Origin of the sequence: Sphingomonas sp. J315, from assembly GCF_024666595.1 — a bacterium.
Lineage (GTDB): Bacteria > Pseudomonadota > Alphaproteobacteria > Sphingomonadales > Sphingomonadaceae > Sphingomonas.
In genome coordinates this window covers 1,844,637-1,863,282 of record NZ_CP088296.1, presented here as the reverse complement: position 1 = coordinate 1,863,282, position 18,646 = coordinate 1,844,637, and the positions used below count along the sequence as shown (strand labels likewise).

The 18,646-nt window shown below is 66.3% G+C and carries 22 protein-coding genes and 2 pseudogenes; 17 read left to right on the top strand and 7 right to left on the bottom strand.

Features of this window, described 5'->3' with window-relative positions; genetic code table 11:
* Positions 1-220 precede the first annotated feature (220 nt).
* Complete coding sequence (locus LRS08_RS09595; RefSeq protein WP_257843883.1) at positions 221-676, bottom strand: CopD family protein; 456 nt, start codon at positions 674-676, stop codon at positions 221-223.
* Positions 676-1,701, bottom strand: a complete 1,026-nt coding sequence (hemE, locus tag LRS08_RS09590) for a uroporphyrinogen decarboxylase (protein WP_260481601.1) — start codon at positions 1,699-1,701, stop codon at positions 676-678. Before hemE ends, LRS08_RS09595 begins: the two co-directional genes overlap by 1 nt.
* A 425-nt stretch (positions 1,702-2,126) precedes the next feature.
* Here hemE and LRS08_RS09585 point away from each other — a divergent pair, with 425 nt between their 5' ends.
* The 11 genes and pseudogenes from LRS08_RS09585 to LRS08_RS09535 all read left to right on the top strand — a co-directional run bounded on the left by LRS08_RS09585 (position 2,127) and on the right by LRS08_RS09535 (position 8,924).
* Positions 2,127-2,948, top strand: a complete 822-nt coding sequence (locus LRS08_RS09585; protein ID WP_257843884.1) for a pyruvate, water dikinase regulatory protein — start codon at positions 2,127-2,129, stop codon at positions 2,946-2,948.
* Positions 2,945-3,532 carry a Maf family protein gene (locus tag LRS08_RS09580; protein ID WP_260481600.1) on the top strand — a complete coding sequence of 196 codons (588 nt, stop codon included), beginning with the start codon at positions 2,945-2,947 and terminating at the stop codon, positions 3,530-3,532. The genes LRS08_RS09585 and LRS08_RS09580 overlap by 4 nt, the downstream gene beginning before the upstream one ends.
* A pseudogene (locus LRS08_RS09575) lies at positions 3,529-4,354 on the top strand (shikimate dehydrogenase family protein). Before LRS08_RS09580 ends, LRS08_RS09575 begins: the two are co-directional and overlap by 4 nt.
* Positions 4,351-4,947, top strand: coding sequence for a dephospho-CoA kinase (gene coaE / locus LRS08_RS09570; protein WP_257843886.1), 597 nt, complete (start codon positions 4,351-4,353; stop codon positions 4,945-4,947). The pseudogene LRS08_RS09575 and the gene coaE overlap by 4 nt, the downstream one beginning before the upstream one ends.
* 7 nt (positions 4,948-4,954) lie before the next feature.
* Positions 4,955-5,647, top strand: a complete 693-nt coding sequence (gene dnaQ, locus LRS08_RS09565) for a DNA polymerase III subunit epsilon (protein WP_257843887.1) — start codon at positions 4,955-4,957, stop codon at positions 5,645-5,647.
* A gap of 51 nt (positions 5,648-5,698) precedes the next feature.
* Positions 5,699-6,277 carry a ribosome hibernation-promoting factor, HPF/YfiA family gene (gene hpf, locus LRS08_RS09560; RefSeq protein ID WP_257843888.1) on the top strand — a complete coding sequence of 193 codons (579 nt, stop codon included), beginning with the start codon at positions 5,699-5,701 and terminating at the stop codon, positions 6,275-6,277.
* Positions 6,278-6,286: 9 nt separating this feature from the next.
* A complete protein-coding gene (locus LRS08_RS09555; RefSeq protein ID WP_257843889.1) occupies positions 6,287-6,757 on the top strand; it encodes a PTS sugar transporter subunit IIA in 471 nt (156 codons plus the stop codon).
* Entirely contained in the window at positions 6,714-7,217 is a 504-nt protein-coding gene (locus tag LRS08_RS09550; RefSeq protein WP_257843890.1) for a PaaI family thioesterase, read from the top strand. The genes LRS08_RS09555 and LRS08_RS09550 overlap by 44 nt, the downstream gene beginning before the upstream one ends.
* Complete coding sequence (locus LRS08_RS09545; protein ID WP_257843891.1) at positions 7,214-7,555, top strand: DUF1491 family protein; 342 nt, start codon at positions 7,214-7,216, stop codon at positions 7,553-7,555. Before LRS08_RS09550 ends, LRS08_RS09545 begins: the two co-directional genes overlap by 4 nt.
* 347 nt (positions 7,556-7,902) lie before the next feature.
* Complete coding sequence (locus LRS08_RS09540) at positions 7,903-8,355, top strand: cell wall hydrolase (RefSeq protein ID WP_260481599.1); 453 nt, start codon at positions 7,903-7,905, stop codon at positions 8,353-8,355.
* Positions 8,356-8,414: 59 nt separating this feature from the next.
* Positions 8,415-8,924: an MmcB family DNA repair protein gene (locus tag LRS08_RS09535; RefSeq protein WP_257843893.1), complete on the top strand. Its 510-nt coding sequence runs from the start codon at positions 8,415-8,417 to the stop codon at positions 8,922-8,924.
* Here LRS08_RS09535 and LRS08_RS09530 read toward each other — a convergent pair.
* A complete protein-coding gene (locus tag LRS08_RS09530) occupies positions 8,921-9,520 on the bottom strand; it encodes an ankyrin repeat domain-containing protein (RefSeq protein ID WP_257843894.1) in 600 nt (199 codons plus the stop codon). The two genes, LRS08_RS09535 and LRS08_RS09530, sit on opposite strands and share 4 nt — an antisense overlap.
* A gap of 101 nt (positions 9,521-9,621) precedes the next feature.
* Between LRS08_RS09530 and LRS08_RS09525 the strand changes: the two genes are divergently transcribed.
* The 3 genes from LRS08_RS09525 to LRS08_RS09515 are packed head-to-tail and all read left to right on the top strand — an operon-like array spanning position 9,622 to position 11,281.
* Positions 9,622-10,185 (top strand): SCO family protein, encoded by a 564-nt coding sequence (locus LRS08_RS09525; protein WP_308222982.1) that lies wholly within the window; start codon positions 9,622-9,624, stop codon positions 10,183-10,185.
* A complete protein-coding gene (locus tag LRS08_RS09520; RefSeq protein WP_374581263.1) occupies positions 10,182-10,610 on the top strand; it encodes a YcgN family cysteine cluster protein in 429 nt (142 codons plus the stop codon). Before LRS08_RS09525 ends, LRS08_RS09520 begins: the two co-directional genes overlap by 4 nt.
* Positions 10,607-11,281 carry a M48 family metallopeptidase gene (locus LRS08_RS09515; RefSeq protein WP_257843896.1) on the top strand — a complete coding sequence of 225 codons (675 nt, stop codon included), beginning with the start codon at positions 10,607-10,609 and terminating at the stop codon, positions 11,279-11,281. Before LRS08_RS09520 ends, LRS08_RS09515 begins: the two co-directional genes overlap by 4 nt.
* On the opposite strand, the gene LRS08_RS09510 is transcribed toward LRS08_RS09515, so the two are convergent.
* From LRS08_RS09510 to LRS08_RS09500, 3 genes are all read right to left on the bottom strand, one after another.
* The gene (locus tag LRS08_RS09510; protein ID WP_257843897.1) at positions 11,257-13,377 is read right to left on the bottom strand and encodes a transglycosylase domain-containing protein; all 2,121 of its coding nucleotides are present in this window, start codon (positions 13,375-13,377) and stop codon (positions 11,257-11,259) included. The two genes, LRS08_RS09515 and LRS08_RS09510, sit on opposite strands and share 25 nt — an antisense overlap.
* Positions 13,378-13,439: 62 nt before the next feature.
* Positions 13,440-13,850: a peptide-methionine (R)-S-oxide reductase MsrB gene (msrB, locus tag LRS08_RS09505; RefSeq protein WP_257843898.1), complete on the bottom strand. Its 411-nt coding sequence runs from the start codon at positions 13,848-13,850 to the stop codon at positions 13,440-13,442.
* Positions 13,851-13,882: 32 nt separating this feature from the next.
* Complete coding sequence (locus LRS08_RS09500) at positions 13,883-14,506, bottom strand: class I SAM-dependent methyltransferase (protein ID WP_257843899.1); 624 nt, start codon at positions 14,504-14,506, stop codon at positions 13,883-13,885.
* A gap of 132 nt (positions 14,507-14,638) precedes the next feature.
* On the opposite strand from LRS08_RS09500, the gene LRS08_RS09495 reads away from it, so the two are divergent.
* From LRS08_RS09495 to LRS08_RS20290, 3 genes and pseudogenes are all read left to right on the top strand, one after another.
* The gene (locus LRS08_RS09495) at positions 14,639-14,959 is read left to right on the top strand and encodes an antibiotic biosynthesis monooxygenase family protein (RefSeq protein ID WP_260481598.1); all 321 of its coding nucleotides are present in this window, start codon (positions 14,639-14,641) and stop codon (positions 14,957-14,959) included.
* 11 nt (positions 14,960-14,970) lie between these two features.
* Positions 14,971-15,801, top strand: a pseudogene (locus LRS08_RS20295) (MFS transporter); the annotation flags it as partial.
* Between the two features lie 109 nt (positions 15,802-15,910).
* The gene (locus LRS08_RS20290) at positions 15,911-16,273 is read left to right on the top strand and encodes a hypothetical protein (protein WP_409456299.1); all 363 of its coding nucleotides are present in this window, start codon (positions 15,911-15,913) and stop codon (positions 16,271-16,273) included.
* Here the strand turns inward: LRS08_RS20290 and LRS08_RS09485 are convergent.
* The gene (locus LRS08_RS09485) at positions 16,224-18,518 is read right to left on the bottom strand and encodes a CDC48 family AAA ATPase (protein WP_260481597.1); all 2,295 of its coding nucleotides are present in this window, start codon (positions 18,516-18,518) and stop codon (positions 16,224-16,226) included. The genes LRS08_RS20290 and LRS08_RS09485 overlap by 50 nt on opposite strands.
* Positions 18,519-18,646: the final 128 nt, after the last annotated feature.

The following is an 18,646-nucleotide window of genomic DNA, read 5'->3' as shown; positions in this document are numbered from 1 at the left end:
GACACCGGCGCGACACGTGCGGGACTTCGAGTCACCACATGCGCGCGCCTGATGCGACAGAAACAGGCCGCACCGCGACAGCTATCGACCGCCGCGCGACAATGACGCAGCGGGATCGCGCCTACAGATAACAGGTTCAATCGGTCAAAGAGCGGCATCCGGGGATGCGCGCCGAGGAGAACAAAGAAAATCCAACATTACAAGCATATTGGACGCGCGATCAGAACGGGCGGACCACCGCCAGGATGACGATCAGCGCGACGAAGATCGCGGGCATTTCGTTGGCGAGGCGCAGCTGTTTGGAGGTCAGCGACCCCTGCCCCGTCGCGAGCTTCTTCGAATAGCCGACCGCCCAGCCATGATAGCCCGAGAGCAGCAGGACGAGCAGCAGCTTGGCATGGAGCCAGCCCAGACCCGCGCCGCCTTCGAACAGGCCGAGATTGATCGCGAGGGCGATGCCGAGCAGCCAGACGATGACCAGCGACGGGGTGAGGATCACGCGGCGCAGCTTTGCCTCACGCTCTTTCCACGCCTTGGCCTGGACCGGGTCGGCCAGCGCCTCCTGATGATGGACCAGATAGCGCGGGAGGATGAACAAGCCGGCCATCCAGAAGATCACGAAGATGACGTGCGCGGCCTTGGCCCACAGCCAGGCATTGCCGAGAAATCCGGTCATCAACGCGTCCCCCTGACGATGCCGATCAGCTGTTCGACATGGGCAATCGGCGTATCCTGTTGAATGCCGTGGCCCAGATTGAAGATATGGGGGCGGTCGCGCAGGGCATCAACCACGCGGGTGGCGGCGGCCCGCAATTCCTCACCGCCGGCGATCAGCGCGAGCGGATCGAGATTGCCCTGAACCGGCATTCCCGCGGGGAGTTCGCGATGCGCCCAGACCGGATCGACCGTCTCGTCGAGGCCAATCGCGTCCACGCCGGTTTCGCGGGCGTAAGCGGCGAGCTTGCCGCCCGCACCCTTGGGGAATCCGATGATCTGGGCATCCGGGCAACGCGCGCGCAGGCCCGCGACGATCGCGGCGTTGGGGGCGATCACCCAGCGTTCGAATTGCGCGGGGCTGAGCGACCCGGCCCAGCTGTCGAACAGCTGCACCGCCTCGACCCCAGCCTCGATCTGCTTCGCCAGATAGTCGATCGACATTGCGACGATCGCGTCGATGATCGCCTGGAATGCACCGGGATCGGCATAGGCCATGCGGCGCGTCTCGCTCTGGTCGCGACTGCCTTGTCCTGCGACCATGTAGGTCGCGTTGGTCCACGGACTTCCTGCAAAGCCCAGAAACGTCACCTCAGGCGGCAAGGCGGCGGCGACGCGGCGCACAGTGCCATAGACCGGGTCGAGCCGCTGTGGGGCCGCTGTGAGGCTTTCCAGCGCATGATCGACCAGCCTGGGGGCAAGGCGCGGCCCCTCCCCCGCCTCGAACCACAGATCCTGGCCGAGCGCATGCGGTACGACGAGAATGTCGGAAAACAGGATCGCGCCGTCGAAGCCGAAGCGGCGGATCGGCTGGAGCGTGATCTCCGCCGCGGCGTCGCTGTCGTTGACCAGTTCGAGAAACCCGCCCTTTTCGGCCCGGAGCGCGCGATACTCGGGAAGGTATCGGCCCGCCTGACGCATGAGCCACATCGGCGGTGCATCGACGCGCTCGCCTGACAGCACTCGGAGCAGTTTCTTCGGAGTCACAGGACCGTCCGTCTCTCTCAACAAAAATAAGAAGAAGAATCTAAGTAGGATGTAGTTGTACGTTGGTGCGTGGATGCCGGGGCTTAGGCGTTCGTCCCCATTCTGCCAACAGATTGACCGGGCGGACTCCCGCGATTCCGCCGCGATTCGATTCAGTCGTCCCCGTTATCCACAGCCTGTGTGGCGGATCGCCTGGCTGTGGGCGCGGTTGTGGACGAATGATCCGGAGCGTGGACCGACTCCCACGCTTGGCGGGTGTTGCGCGTTGCGCTAGCGATTTCCCCCATGTTTTCCACAGATCCGTCCAGACTAGGCGTTTTTCTCCCCCTCCCGCTTGCGGGAGGGGTCGGGGGAGGGCCTGTTTTTGGATGTTTCCGGAGTGGACACGCCCTCCCTAGCCCCTCCCGCAAGCGGGAGGGGAATCTTTGAAACTCCACCTGCACCTTCTCTCCGATTCCACCGGCGAGACGCTGGAGAATATCGCCAAGGCGGCGCTGGCGCAGTTCGACGATGTCGAGGTGTTGCGCCATTTCTGGCCGATGGTGCGCAGCGAAACGCATCTCGAGCGCATCCTCGCCGAAATCGCGCAGAATCCGGGGCTGGTGATCTTCACGCTGGTCAATCCGGAGATCCGCCGCCAGCTCGAGACGCGGTGCCGCGCGATCGGCTTGCCAGCGGTCGCACCGCTCGATCCGGTCAATCATGCGTTGTCCAACCTGCTGGGACAGGAGATGAAGGCGCGGCCGGGGCGGCAGCATATGCTGGACGCCGCCTATTTCGCGCGCGTGGACGCGATCCAGTTCACCATCGCGCATGACGATGGGGTGAATTGGGAGAATTGGGAGGAGGCGGACATCGTGCTGGCGGGCGTGTCGCGCACGTCGAAGACGCCGACGTCGATCTACCTCGCCAATCGCGGGTTCAAGGTCGCAAACATCCCGATCGTGCCGCAATCGCCGCCGCCCGACCTGCTCTATCGATTGAAGAACCCGATGGTGGTCGGGCTGACCACCAGCCCCGAGCGGCTGATCCAGGTGCGGCGCAACCGGCTGCTCGCGCTCAACCAGCAGGATGAGACCAGCTATATCGAGCAGGAAGCGGTGCAGAAGGAGGTCGCCTATGCCCGGCGCATGTTCGCCGACAATGGCTGGCCGGTGATCGACGTGACGCGCCGGTCGATCGAGGAGACAGCGGCGGCGATCATTACCATGGCCAATGAGCGCGTCAACGCGGAGGCGCGGCCATGATCGTGCTGGCTTCGACCAGCGCGTCGCGGCGCGCGATGCTTGCGGCGGCGGGCGTGGCGCACGAGGCGCTGCCAGCGCATGTCGATGAGGATGCGGTCAAGGCGAGCCTTGGAAAAGTCGCGCCGCGCGACTTGGCCGATGCGCTGGCCGAGATGAAGGCGCTCAAGGTCAGCCAGCGTGTGCCGGGGACATTGGTGCTGGGCGGGGATTCGGTGGTGGCGATCGAGGACGGGACGTTGGTCGACAAGCCGGTCGATCGCGCCGATGCCGAGCGGCACCTCAAGATGCTGTCGGGCAAGCGCCACGATCTCTACAGCGCGGCGGTGATCGCGGAGAATGGCCAAGCGCTGTGGCGGCATGTCGATCGCGCGCGGCTGTGGGTCAGGCCGCTGTCGGATCGGTTCATCGCCGAGTATCTCGATGCCGAGTGGCCCGCGATTTCGGGCTGTGTCGGCTGTTACCGGGTCGAAGGTCCGGGGGTTCAGCTGTTCAGCCGGATCGAGGGCAGCCACTACACCATCCTGGGGATGCCGCTGCTCAACATCCTCGATTTTCTGCGGACCAGAGGCAAGTTGACGTCATGACCACCCCTTTTGCCCCCCCATATGCTGAGGTGATCGGCGACCCCATTGCACAGTCCAAGTCGCCGCTGATCCATGGCTTCTGGATCGACAAGCTTGGGCTCGACGCCCGCTATGCCAAGACGCTGGTAACGCCCGAGGGGCTGGGCGATTTCTTCGCCTCGCGGCGTGACGACCCCGACTGGCGCGGGTGCAACATCACCGCCCCGCACAAGGTGGCGGCGCTCGACCATGTGCCCGATCCGGGCGGGGTGCGCGACAGCATAGGCGCGATCAATACGGTGTTTCGCGGGGCGAATGGCGCGTTGATCGGGACCAATACCGATGCAGCCGGCTTCTATGCGCCGATTGCCGAGTTCGATCTGGAGGGCGCGCCGGTCGCGGTGGTCGGTGCGGGCGGCGCGGCGCGCGCGATCCTGTCTCGCGCTGGCGCGGGCGGGGGTGGAGCGGGTCACCATCCTCAACCGATCGCCGTTGAAGGCGATGGGGCTGCTTGCGACCTTCGGGTTGAAGGGCGATGCGGTGCCGCTCGACGCGCCGCTGCCGCCGGTGGCGCTGCTGGTCAATGCCAGTTCGCTGGGAATGGTGGGGCATCCGCCGCTCGACCTCGACTTGTCGAACCTGCCCGAAGATGCGCTGGTCTATGACGCGGTCTATGCGCCACTCGAGACCGGGCTGCTCGCGGCGGCGCGGGCGCGCGATCTGGAGACGGTCGACGGGCTGGAGATGCTGATCGGCCAGGCGGCGCTGGCGTTCGAGCTGTTCTTTGGCGAACCGGCACCGCGCGAACATGATGCCGAGTTGCGAGCGCTGCTGCTGGCATGACCCTGATTCTCGGTCTCACCGGGTCGATCGGCATGGGCAAATCGACCGTCGCGGCGATGTTTGCCGAGGCAGGGGTGCCGGTATTCGACGCCGATGCTGAGGTGCACCGGCTGCAGGGGCCGGGCGGTGCTTTGGTCGCGCAGATCGAAGCCGAGTTTCCCGATACGACGACCGAGCTGGGGGTGGATCGCACGCTGCTGGGCGAGGCGGTGTTCGGCAACCCGGAAGCATTCAAGCGGCTGGAAGGGATTGTGCATCCCGCCGTTGCGCATGCGCGCAATGAATTTCTCAAGGCCAATGCCGACAAGCCGCTGGTGCTGCTCGACGTGCCACTGCTGTTCGAAGCGGGTGGCTGGCGGCAGGTGGACAAGATCGTCGTCGTCTCCGCGCCGGCCGAAATTCAGCGTGAACGAGTGCTGTCGCGGCCCGGCATGACGGTCGAACGCTTCGAGTCGATCCTTGCCAGGCAACTGCCCGATGCGGAGAAGCGCGCGCGCGCAGATTTCGTGATTTCGACCGGCGGGTCCAAGGATGAGACAAGGGCCGAAGTTGCCGCGCTGATCGCTTGCCTCGCGCGCGAAACAGGCGGATAAGCAGGGCATGCGCGAAATCGTGTTCGACACCGAAACGACCGGCCTGAGCTACAGCGCCGGGCACCGGCTGGTGGAAATCGGGTGCGTCGAGCTGATCAACCGCGTGCCGACCGGTCGTCATTTCCACCGCTACCTCAATCCCGATCGCGACATGCCGATCGAGGCGTTCGCGGTGCATGGCCTGTCGGAGGCGTTCCTGGCCGACAAGCCGCGGTTCCACGAGATTTGCGACGATCTGATCGAATTTCTGGGCGATTGCCCGCTGATCGCGCACAATGCGATGTTCGACCTGGGATTCATGAATGGCGAGCTGAAGGCGTGCGGGCGCGCACTGCTGCCGGTCGATCGCATCGTCGATACGCTGCAGATCGCGCGCGCCAAGCATCCCGGGGCCAAGCATACGCTCGACGCGCTGTGCGTGCGCTATGGCGTCGACCTGTCGGCGCGCGAGCTGCACGGCGCGCTGCTCGACGCGCAGTTGCTGGCGCAGGTGTTCATCGAATTGACCGGCGGACGCCAGATTGCGCTTGGGCTCGCGGTGGAACAGGCGGCCGGACCCGAGCGGATCGAGTTCGGCGCCGCGAAGACGCATGTGCGACCGGCACGCATTTTTGTGCCGAGCGATGCGGAACTGGCCCGCCATTCGGCGTTTATGGCCGGGTTCGAGGACCCAGTGTGGGGAACGGAGGCGTCCGGTTGACGCTGTCGGCCCCCATTCCTAGGTGCTCCTCTTGTTAGGACGGAGGAAAATATGGATATCCGGGTTTCTGGTCACCAGGTGGACACGGGCACTGCGCTGAGGCAGCACGTGGACGACCGGCTCCAGGGTATCGCCGAGAAATATTTCGCCCGCGCGATCTCGGCCCAGGTCACGTTCGGCAAGGGGCCGCATGATTACGGCTTCACCTGCGACATCGTCGCGCACGTGATGCAGGGGCTGGTGCTCAAGGGATCGCATGCCGCGCAGGAGGCGCACCTTGCGTTCGACGGTGCCGCCGACAAGATCGAAAAGCAGCTGCGCCGGTACATGCGCCGCCTGAAGGACCGCAACAACGGCCAGCAGCAGGCGATGATGGATGCCGCCTATGACGCGGGCTACACCGTTTTCCAGATCGAGACCGATGAGGAAGAGGCCGCCGACGCGCCGCCGATCATCGCCGAAACGCGGGTGGACGTGCCCGATGCGAGCGTGTCGGACGCGGTGATGATGCTCGACCTGCGCAACACCAATGCACTGCTGTTCAAGAATACCGGAACCGGCACCTACAACATGGTCTATCGCCGCACCGACGGCACGATCGGCTGGGTCGAACCCAACCGGGCGGCCTGACGCGGGACGATGCACGATCTCCATGATCTGCTGACGCCCGAGGCGGTGGCTTCGGGCGTGACGGCGGGCAGCAAGAAGAAGCTCTTCGCGCTGCTCGCCGACGTCGCGGCGCGGGCCTATGGGCTCGACGCCGCGACCGTCGCTGCCGCGCTTGCGGCGCGCGAGCGGCTGGGCACGACTGGCTTTGGCGGCGGAATCGCGATTCCGCACGGGCGGATCGAGGGGCTGGAGAGCGTGCGCGGGGTGATGATGCGGCTCGACCGGCCGATCGATTTCGCCGCAGTGGACGACAGTCCGGTGGATCTGGTGTTCATGCTGCTGTCGCCGGTGAATGCCGGGGCCGAGCATCTGAAGGCGCTGGCCCGGGTGTCGCGGCGGCTGCGCGATCGCGGCTTTACCGCCAAATTGCGCGGCGCCGGGTCGGCCGATGCCATCTATGCGCTGCTCGCGGGGACCGAAGCGCGTGACGCCGCAGCCTGACGCGATCGCGGCGGTCGGGGCAGAGGCGCATCATCGCGCGCTCGAATCGCTCTATGCCGCCGCGCCCATCAACCAGCTGTTCGAATCGCGGCTGGAGATCGCGCGCGCCGGCGTGGCGCATATCCGCTTCACCATCGACGAACGTCATTTCCACGCGGGCGGCGCGGCGCATGGGACGAGCTATTTCAAGATGCTCGACGATGCCGCCTTCTATGCGGCGAACAGCCTGGTGACCGACCGGTTCCTGCTCACCACGGCGTTCAACCTGCTGTTCACAAAGCCGCTGGGTCCGGGACCCGTGACCGCCGAGGGGCGCTGGGTCAGCGGGCAAAGGCGGGTGTTCGTCGCCGAGGCGCGGTTGATCGACGCGAGCGGCGAAGAGGCGGCGCGCGGGACCGGCACCTTCATGAAGTCGCGGATCGCGCTGGCCGGGCTGCCCGGTTATCGCACTGCGCGATGAGCGCCCGGCTCGCCAGCGGGCTGATCGTCAATGCGCTGATCCGCCGGGTCAATGCCGAAGGCGGGAGCGCGATGGTGCTTGCCAGGGGGCATGAAGAGGCGGGCGCGATCCTGGTCCTGACGCTGGAGCGCGGCATGAATCCCGGCTTTTTCGAGCGCGGAATCGGGGCGGATGGCGAGCCAGCGCTGGTGCGCAGCGGCCCATCGGCGTTCGAAGATCCGTTCGGGGTGAGCGACTACTGGCAGCGTCGCCGCAGCCGCGACCCCGACCTGTGGGTGGTCGAACTGGATATCGCAGCGGCAGAACGGTTCGCCGCTGAAACGATTATCGGCGCTTGACGCACCGCAACATCGGCGGCAGAGGCGCGCGACGTTATAAATAGCGTTGTGCCGTCGGGGTCAGAGGCCGGTGGTTACGCAGTCGGGGGGCAAGCCCGATCGGTCCGTGCAAAAGCACCCCGTGGGACCGAATCGCGCACCAACCGCACAGTATCGATGTTGAATGTCTTTCTCGTTCCGGGCTGCGATGATCGCGGCCACGACCCTGACCATTGCCGCAGGCATTGGCGCAACGGCCCCGGGTATCGCCGGAGAAGCCGAAAAGACCCCGGTCCAGGCGATTAACGAAGCCGCGACCGAACAGGTTCCCACGATGGGCGAATCGCTTGCCGCGCTCGACGCCGACGATGCCGCCCTCCCCCCAGGACTCAGATTCCGAATCCGCCACCTACGCGACGCTGGCCGCTGCGGTCGCCGCGCAGGACGCGGTCGCCGACGATGCCGAGCTCAACTGCCTCGCGATCGGCGTCTATTACGAATCCAAGGGCGAGCCGCTCGAGGGCCAGCTCGCGGTCGCCGAGGTGATCCTCAACCGCGCCAAGTCGGGCCGCTTCCCGGCATCGGTGTGCGGCGTGCTCACCCAGCGCGGCCAGTTCTCCTTCGTCCGCGGCGGTCGTCTCGTCCAGCCACCGGCGGGTGCGCGTGCGTGGAAGACCGCGCTCGCGGTGGCACAGGTCGCACGCGACGATGCCTGGGACAGCAGCGTATCGAACGCGCTGTTCTTCCATGCCCGTTATGTCTCGCCCGGTTGGCGCCGCGCGCGGGTCGGCAGCGTCGGCAACCATATCTTCTATCGTTGATCCTGCCGGACGGGCTTTCGTTCGTTCGTCAAATGTTCTAAGGGCCGGGGATGGTTTCGATGCCTTCCCCGGCCTTTCCCGTTGATCCAGAGCTCGACGCTGCGGCTGCGCCACTCATCGCCGCCGATGTGACGCGCGGCGTTTGCCGCATGCTGCTGCGGCACGAGACGATTGCGATGGCGGAAGTGCCGCTGGGCGATGGACGACGCGCCGACCTGATGGCGCTCAACCTGCGCGGCGAGATCGTGATCGTCGAGGTCAAGGTGTCGCGCGCCGACCTGATCGGCGACGGCAAGTGGACCGACTATCTCGCCCATTGCGACCGTTATTTCTGGGCCGTGCCGGCTGGATTCGATCTGGCGCCGTTCGACCGTCCCGATTTCCTGCCCGAGCGCGCCGGGGTGATCGTCGCCGACCGCTACGACGCGGCGATCGTGCGCGAGGCGCGGACCGTGCCGCTGGCGAGCGCGACACGGCGCAAATGCACATTGGCCTTTGCCCGCCGCGCGGCGCGGCGGGTGATCACGCTGACCGACCCCGAAGCGGATGGACTGGGTTGGGGTAGTTAGAAACTCGGGCCGGAGACCGCGCGCTTCTGGACCTTGGGGGCATTTTTGAGCGCTTCGGCGACGGCCGGCGCGCGGGTATCGCGGGCGGCATAGTCGCGAGCGCTCAGGCCCGCAAGCCGATCGACCATGTCGGGGTCGGCACCGCTGGTGAGGAGCAGCTGGACCAGTTCGAGATCGCGGCGCTGGACGGCGCGCATCAGCGGAGTCTCGCCCCCATTATTGGCCAGATTGACATTGCCCTTGCGGGTGAGGATTTCCCGGATCCCCTCGGGCCAGTTGGCCTCGACGGCAAGCATCAGCGGACTGTTGCCCTGCCCGTCCTGCAGATTCACATTGCCCCCGCGCGCGAGGATGAAGCGCAGATAGGTCATGTCGCGGCGCTTGGCGACGATATGGATCGCCGCGTCGCCATCGTCGCCCTTGACGTTGACGATCGTCTGGCCGGGCGCGCTCAGATATTCGGTGACCTTGTTGCCATCCTGCTCGCGCACAGCCTTGAGGAACAGATAGCTTTCGGAAAAGCGCTGGGCACCAGCGGGAAGCGCAACGCACAGCAGTACCGCGGCGAATACGAGCCGGGACGAAACGGTCAACATGGTCGGAACAAACCCCCGATAGGATGCAAGCCTTGCCTAACCCTCCCTATCAGATCATGGGTCGCCTTGTCATGAACAGGATATCCTTCTTCGCGCTTCCATTGGCTTTGGCGCTCGCCGCCTGCGGCGGAGGTGCGCCGCAACCCAAGTCGCTCGCCGACGCCCCGCTCGCCGGAGCGTCGATCGGCGGGCCGTTCACGCTGGTCAATGGCGACGGCAAGACCGTCACCGAGAAGGCGTTCGCCGGCAAGTACCGGATCATGTATTTCGGCTACACCTTCTGCCCCGATGTCTGCCCGGTCGATGTCCAGAATATCGGCGGCGCGATGAAGCGGCTCGATCAGCAGAATCCCGAGCTGGCGGCGAAGATCGTGCCGGTCTTCGTGTCGATCGACCCGGCGCGCGACACGCCGGCGGTGGTCAAGGAGTTCACGGCCGCGTTCCACCCGCGCATGGTCGGGCTGACCGGGAGCGCGGCGCAGGTCGATGCGGCAGCCAAGGTCTATCGCGTCCCCTATGCCAAGCGCGAGACGCCGACCGGCTATCTGATGGACCATGGGCGTCAGGCCTATCTGATGGGCCCCAATGGCGAACCGATCGCGCTGCTGCCGCAGGAACAGAGCCCTGACGCGATCGTCGCGGAAATCACGCGGTGGATCGGCTGACCCGCTTCTGGGAAATGCCGCTCGCCCGGCTCGACCGCGCGCAGTGGGAGGCGCTGTGCGACGGGTGCGGCAAATGCTGTCTGCACAAGATCGAGGACGCCGATACCGGTGACCTCTATGCGACCAATGTCGCATGCCGCCTGCTTGATCGCGATCAGGGGCGGTGCAGCGATTATCGCCATCGCCACGCCTATGTCGCCGAATGCGTGCGGCTGAATGCGGGGAATGTCGACGACATTCCGTGGCTGCCGGTGACCTGTGCCTATCGGCTGCGCGCGGCGGGCGAACCGCTGCCCGACTGGCATTATCTGATCTCTGGCAGCCGCGAGAGCGTGCATGAGGCGGGTGAATCGACCCGTGGCTGGACGATTTCGGAGGATGTCGCCGGCGACCTCGAGCATCATATGGTCGACCGTATCCTGTGAGCGTGCCGATCCAGGTCGTGCGCCATCCGCGAGCGCGGACGATGCGGTTGTCGGTCGATCAGGCGACCGGTGCGGTGCGGCTGACGATTCCGCCGCGCGCGCCCGCCGGGCCGGCGCTGCGCTGGGCCGAGGGGCAGGGGGAGTGGATTGCGAAGGCACTCGCCAACCGCGCCGCGCCGACGCCATTCGAACCGGGGGCGACGATCCTGTATCTGGGCGAAGAGGTTGCGCTGGGCTGGGACAGCGGGTTTCCGCGCACCCCGGTGCTCGACGATGGGCAGATCATCGTGGGCGGGCCGCGGGAGGGCTGTGAGCGACGGATCGAACGCTGGTTGCGTAGACAGGCGCTCGACACGCTGAGCGCCGAGACCGCCGAATATGCGACCCTATCCGGGGTTACGGTCAGCAAGGTTGCAATCGGCGATCCCAAGGGGCGCTGGGGCAGCTGCGCGTCGTCGGGGGTGATCCGCTATAACTGGCGGCTGATCCTCGCCCCGCCTGCCGTGCGCCGCGCGACGGTGGCGCATGAGGTGGCACATCGCACGCACATGAACCACAGCCCGGCGTTCCATGACTTGGTCCGCACGCTCTATGGCCGCGACCCTGTGCCGGAACGGGCGTGGCTGCGCAGCAACGCGATGCGGCTTCATTCGTTCGGGCGGTCGTCCTGAGGCGCGCGTAGCGGCTCGCGCGGCGGCTGTTGCTGCTGCTGCGGCGGGCGGTCGGCGGGGTCGCGGCGCGGTGCCGGTTGCGGGTCGCGCGGGGCGTCGCGGCCGGTCATGCGGTCGAGCCAGTCCTGGCTGATGCCGCCCTCATCGCTCGCTGCGGGCTCGCCTTCGATCGCCTCGCCACCCTCGCCGCCGTCGCGCGCGACCGGATTGCCGTCTTCATCGACGAACACGCCATTATCGGCTTCACCCCACGCCTCTTCATCAGGCTCAAGCTGCCATTCGGGCAGCGTCACCTCGGTCTCGAAATTCTCGACCGGGCGATTGGCGACGGCGACGCGCATGAAATTGGCGAAGGCACGTGCGGGCGCGGTGCCGCCCTGAAGCCCGCCGACGCGCTTGGCATCGTCGCGGCCCATCCATACGCCGGTGGTGAGGCCGGAGGAGAAGCCGAGGAACCAGCCATCCTTGTTCGAGGACGTCGTGCCGGTCTTGCCCGCGACGGGGCGGCCGATCTGCGCCGCGCGACCGGTGCCGGTGTTGACCGCGGTCTGGAGCAGATCGGTCATCTGCGCCGCGACATAGGGCGCGACCAGCACGCGCGAGGTATCGACTTCATGCTGGTAGATCACCGCGCCGTTCGCGGTAACGCGGGTGATGGCATAGGGGGTGACCGCCACGCCCTTTTGCCCGACCGATGCGAACGCGCGGGCCATGTCGATCAGGCGGACGTTGGAAGTGCCGAGCACCATCGCCGGCTGAGTATTGATCGGCGTCGTGACGCCAAAGCGCCGCGCCATGTCGGCGACGGTCCCGAAGCCGGTCTCCTGTCCCAGCTTTGCCGCGACGGTGTTGATCGAATAGGCGAAGGCAGAGCGCAGCGTCATCTCGCCGCTGAATCGTCCGCTATTGTTGCGCGGGCTCCAGCCGTTGATCGTCACCGGTTCATCGACCACGCGGTCCTCGACCTTGCGCCCCGATTCCAGCGCGGCGAGATAGACGAACAGCTTGAACGCCGATCCCGGCTGGCGGGTCGCCTGGGTCGCGCGGTTGTAGATCGACGAGACATAGTCGCGCCCGCCGACCATCGCGCGTACCGCCCCGTCACGATCGAGGCTGACCAATGCACCCTGCGCCCCTGCCGGCGTGTTCGCCTGAATCGCCTGGGTCGCGGCATTCTGCATCTTGAGGTCGATCGTCGTCCACACGTCGAGCGGGGCAACGGTCTCGTCGATCAGCACTTCGAGCTGGGGCAGCGCCCAGTCGGTGAAGTAACGGACGCTGTTCTGCTTGGGCGCGGCGGCGAGCTTGACCTTGGCGGGGCTTGCGGTCGCGGCCTCTTCTGCGGTCAGCGCACCGGTTTCGACCATCACGTCGAGCACCACGCTGGCGCGCCCGACCGCTGCCTGCGCATCGGCGGTCGGCGAGTAGCGTGACGGTGCCTTGACCAGACCCGCGATCACCGCCGCTTCCGACAGGGTCAGATTGGTCGCCGGATGGCCGAAAAAGGTGCGCGACGCGGCGTCGATGCCATAGGCACCACCGCCGAAATAGACCTTGTTGAGGTAGAGTTCGAGGATCTGGTCCTTGGTGAACTTGCGCTCCAGGGCGAGCGCCAGGATCATCTCCCGGAACTTGCGCCCGACATCGTATTTGTTCGACAGGAAGATGGTGCGCGCGACCTGTTGCGTGATCGTCGACGCGCCCTGAAGCCGGCGGCCGGTGCCGCGATTGTCGATCGCGAATTTGGTGATGCGCATCAGCGCGACCGGATCGACGCCCCAGTGCGAGCGGAATCGGCGATCCTCGATCGCCACCATCGCGTCGCGCATTGGCTCCGGAATCTTGTCATATTCGATCCACTCGCCATAGCTCGGCCCGAGCGACACGATCACCGTGCCGTCGGCGGCATGAACGCGGATCATCTGGCCGTTGGGCGAGGATTTGAGCTCCTCATAGCTCGGCAGCGACGCCTTGGCCGTATAGACCGCGATCAGCAGCGCGATGAACGCCGCGAGCGCCGTGAGCGCGGCTCCGCCAGCCACCCAGATAAGGATGCGGCGCGCCTTGGGCGAGAGCGTTGGTTTGCGGATGGCCATTGGACGCTGTGTGACGATTTACGAGTGAACCGATGCTGTCACAAGCGTTTCGATCGCGTGAATCATTCGTCCGATAACGCTGCTCGGGCGCGGAACTCCAACGCGACCGAGTTGATGCAGTAGCGCAGGCCGGTGGGCGGCGGGCCGTCGGGGAAGACATGGCCCTGATGTCCGTCGCATCGGGCGCAACGGACCTCGACCCGGGTCATGCCGTGGCTGACATCGCGATGCTCGCTGACATGATCGGTCGCGACCGGTCGGGTGAAGCTGGGCCAGCCCGATCCCGAATCATATTTGTCGTCGCTGTCGAACAGTTCGAGCTGACACCCGGCGCAGCGATAGATGCCGTCGGCCTTGTTGTCCGAATAATGGCCCGAAAAGGCGCGCTCGGTCCCGGCTTCGCGCAGCACATGATATTGTTCGGGAGTAAGGCGCTGGCGCCACTCCGACTCAGGCAGGTTGAGCTGATCCATGCGCGCAGATGTGTGGTGCGCCGTGGCTCCCGTCAATCGGCGGGTGCATCCTTCCACGCCCACCACAGTTGTGCCGGGGGCATGTTCCACCATTCCATCGCATGATCGATGCGCGGGAAATGCGGGGTCAGGAAATTGCGCACGTTCGGATTGAACTGATAGACCAAGAACTGACCGCCAGGGCGCAGGACGCGATGCGTTGCCTCGGCGATTTCCTCGCCCACTCCGGCGGGCAGGGTCGAGAAGGGCAGGCCCGACAGGACATAGTCGGCATGCGTCTCGCCATGGTCGGCGACGATCGCGTTCACGTCAGCCGCCGATCCGTGAATCGCCGAAAAGCGCGGGTCGACGATCGTCGCACGCAGATAGGCGACGAAATCCGGGTTGGTGTCGATGACGATATATTTGGCGTTCGGGCCGAGCCGGTCAAGGATATGGCGGCAGAAGGTGCCGACGCCCGGGCCATATTCGACGAACAGGTTGCACCGGTCCCAATCCACCGGGCCGAGCATCTTGCGGATCAGCTTGCCCGAAGAAGGAATGATCGAACCGACCATCACCGGATGCTTGAAAAATCCCTGGAGAAACAGCGCCTGGGGCGAAAGCGGGCGCGAAGTCTTGCGCTTCGTGCGGGCAATCGTGGTCGAACCGGTCATCAACAATCCTCAAGTCGGTGTCGCGTAGCTGTAGGACAGTTGCAACGGTCCTGTCATCATCGACGTGGCGCATTAACGTTGTTCTCGCCGCGCCGGTTGCGCGGAAGGGAGAAACGTTTCATCCTGAAACGCATGGAGCACCCACGCACAGGCCAGGTCGCGGTGATCTTCGTGTCCGAATCCACCGGCGCGGATGAACCGGGTTACGCCGCCGCCGCAGAGGCGATGGCGATCCTAGTCGCAGAGCAGCCGGGCTTTCGCGGAGTCGACTGGGTCGGCAGCGCCGAGGGGGGCGAGATCACGATCAGCTATTGGGCCGACGATGCCAGCGCCGTCGCCTGGCGCGAACACCCCGAACATGCCCGCATCCAGCACGAGGGGCGCGGCAAATGGCTCCAGCGCTATGACCTGATGGTTGTCGATATCCGGCGCGGGCATCAGTGGGCGCGGTGAGCGCCGCGCGAATGGATCGCACATTTGTGATCCTGTTCGCGGTGATGTTCGTGATCGCGGCGGGCAATACCGCGCTGCAATCGGTGCTGCCCGCGCTGGGGCGGTCGCTGGGCGTCCCCGACAGCGCGGTGGCGGCGGCATTTTCGGTGTCGGCATTGCTGTGGACGCTGGTTGCCCCCTTCTGGGCCAACCGGTCCGACCGGCACGGGCGGCGCAACATGGTGCTGCTGGGGCAGGTTGGGCTGACCGCGTCCTTGTTCTTTTGCGGGCTGTTCCTCGCCGCCGGCATCAATGGCTGGATCGCGCCGGTCACCGCCTTCGCCTTCTTCGTCGCTGCGCGGATGCTCTATGGCGGGTTCGGATCGGCGGCACCGCCCGCGATCCAGGCGATCGTCGCGTCGCGCACCAGCCGGGATGAGCGGACCAAGGCGCTGACCCTGCTCGGTTCGGCATTCGGACTGGGCACGATCCTGGGTCCCGCCATCGCGCCCTATCTGGTGCTCGGCGATCTGTGGCGCGGCGGACCGACGATCGGACTGGCGGGGCCGGCGCTGATCTTCAGCATCGTCGCGCTGGCGATGCTGTTCGCGGTCGCCCGGCTGCTTCCGCGCGATGTCGACGAATCGGTCAGCCATGGTGCGGCGTCGAGCTATCCCTCGATCGGGGGGCAGGCGAGCGGGGCGAGCGTCACCGCGGCGACTGCGGACAAGGTCGAGCCGATCGGCTTTCTCGATCCGCGCGTGCGCGCCTGGATGATCTGTGGCCTGGTGCTCGGCCATGCACAGGCGATGGCGGGGCAGGTGATCGGATTCCTGATCATCGACCGGCTGGGCGTTGCGCCGCTGGAGGCGATCGAGGCGACGGGACTCGTGCTGATGATGGGCGCGGGGTCGGCGCTGCTGGTGCAATGGGGGGATCATTCCGCTGCTGGGGCTCAACCCGCGTCAGTTGATGCTGATCGGGCTGAGTTTGAGTGCGGTCGGGTGCCTGGCGACGGGCACCGCGACGTCGCTCTACGGCATCGCCACGGCTTACGCTCTGACGACGATGGGCTTCGGCTTTTCGCGCCCGGGGTTCACCGCCGGGTCGTCACTGGCGGTGGGGCAGGGGGCGCAGGGATCGGTGGCGGGGAAGGTGACGTCGATCAACGGCGCCGCCTTCATCCTCGGCCCGTCGATCGGCGTCGCGCTCTATGGTGGGTGGCGGCCGCTCCCCTATCTGGTCGCGGCCGCCGCCCTCGCGATCCTCGTCGCCTATGGCTGGTTCAGTCTTCGGACAAGCGAGTCCGGCCCTGAAGCATCCCCGGAGCGATAAAGCCGATCGGGTTGAGCGCCACCGCATCCTGCTTCATCTTGGCGACGATCTGCTCATATTCGCGCTCCATCTCCGGTGTGACGGTGGCGCGCGAATCGGCGAGTGCCGCTTCGAAATGCGCCATCGTCACCTGGCTTGCCGGCGGGCGTTCGCGCAGCGCGGCAAGGCCCGCGCGACGGGTGACGTCCTCCAGGTCCGCGCCGGTGAACCGCTCGGTGCGCGCGGCAACCTCGGCGAGATCGACATCGTCGGCGAGCGGCATCCTTTGCGTCTGGATCTTGAGGATGCGCTCGCGCCCCTCGGCATCGGGGACGCCGACATAAATCAGCTCGTCGAGTCGGCCCGGACGCATCAGCGCGGGGTCGATCAGGTTCGGCCGGTTGGTTGCGCCGATCACGACGACCGACTGAAGCTCCTCCAGCCCGTCCATCTCGGCGAGGATGGTGTTGACCACGCGCTCGGTCACCTGCGGCTCACCCATCCCCGACCCGCGTGCGGGAACAAGGCTGTCGAGCTCGTCGATGAAGATTACGCAGGGCGCGACCTGGCGTGCGCGGGCGAAGAGGCGGGCGATCTGCTGCTCGCTCTCGCCATACCATTTGGACAAGAGGTCGCTCGACTTGGTGGCGATGAAGTTCGCCTCCGCCTCACGCGCCACCGCCTTGGCCAGCAGGGTCTTGCCGGTGCCGGGGGGACCATAGAGCAGAAAGCCCTTGGCCGGGCGGATGCCGAGGCGGCGGAACGCGTCGGGATCGCGCATCGGCAGCTCGACGCCTTCCTTCAGCCGCATCTGGGCGTCATCGAGGCCGCCGACATCCTCCCATTTGATGTTCGGCTTTTGCACCATCACCTCGCGCATCGCGCTCGGCTGCACGCGCTTCAGTGCTTCGACGAAATCCTCGCGCGTGACCGCGAGCGTCTCGAGCACATCGGAAGGGACGGTCTTCTCGCTGAGGTTGAGCCGCGGCATGATTCGCCGCACCGCCTCGATCGCGGCCTCGCGCGCCAGCGCTGCGATGTCTGCACCGACAAAGCCGAAGGTGGTGCGGGCGAGCTCGTCGAGATCGACGCGTTCCTCGATCGGCATGCCGCGGGTGTGGATGCCGAGGATCTCGCGACGACCGCGTTCGTCGGGGACGCCGACGATGATCTCGCGGTCGAAGCGGCCGGGACGGCGCAGGGCTTCGTCGATCGCTTCGGGCCGGTTGGTCGCGGCGATGACGACGATGTTGGCGCGCGCCTCCAACCCGTCCATCAGCGTCAGCAGCTGGGCGACGAGGCGCTTTTCGGCCTCGCCCGACACCTGGCCGCGCTTGGGCGCGATCGAATCGATCTCGTCGATGAACACGATCGAGGGGGCGTTCTTCGCCGCCTCCTCGAACACGTCGCGCAGCCGCTTCTCCGATTCGCCATAGGCCGACCCCATGATCTCGGGACCGTTGATCAGGAAGAATTGCGCGTCGGATTCGTTGGCGACCGCGCGGGCGAGGCGGGTCTTGCCGGTGCCGGGCGGTCCATGGAGCAGCACGCCCTTGGGCGGATCGACGCCGAGCCGCTGGAACAGTTCGGGATAGCGCAACGGCAGCTCGACCATCTCGCGCAGCTGATCGATGGTCGCAGCCATGCCGCCGATGTCGTCATAGGTCACATCGGCGCGGCGCAACTCGCGCGCTTCCTCGAACTCGTTGCGCAGCTCGATCTCGGTCTCCGCGTCGATATGGACGATGCCGCGCGGGACGGCGGAGACGACGGCCAGGCGGATCTCCTGCAGCGCGTAGGCGGGCGCGCGCAGATGCTGGAGCACATTAGGGGGCATGTCCGACACGCGCTGTTGCCCGACGGTGGAGATGGTGTCGCCCTGACACAGCGGGCGGCCGAGGAAGGTGCGGCGGAGAGCGTCGCCCGATCCTTCGAGTCGCAGGTCGCGGCGGGCGGGGGCGAAGACGACGCGGGTCGCAGGTCGCGATTCGGCCTTGCGCACTTCGACGAAATCGCCCGAGCCGACGCCGGCATTGGCGCGCTGAAGCCCGTCGATGCGGAGAATCTCCAGCCCCTCATCCTCGGGATAGGGGAAGACGACGCGCGCGGGCGTGGTGCGTTTGCCGATGATTTCGACCACGTCGCCCTGTTGCAGGCCGAGTGACTCCATCATCGCGCGCGGGAGGTGCGCGAGGCCACGACCGCTATCCTCGGGCCGCGCATTGGCGACCTGAAGCTTGCGCGTGTCTGATTCCGTGTCGGCCATCGGCTCTCCTTCCCTTCGCCCGTCCGGGGGGTGACGCGCCAGATAGGCACGTAGTTCCGGATCAGCTAGGTCAGGGACCGTTTCGCACACGATCCAGGCAAAAAAAATGGGCCGGTCCGAAGACCAGC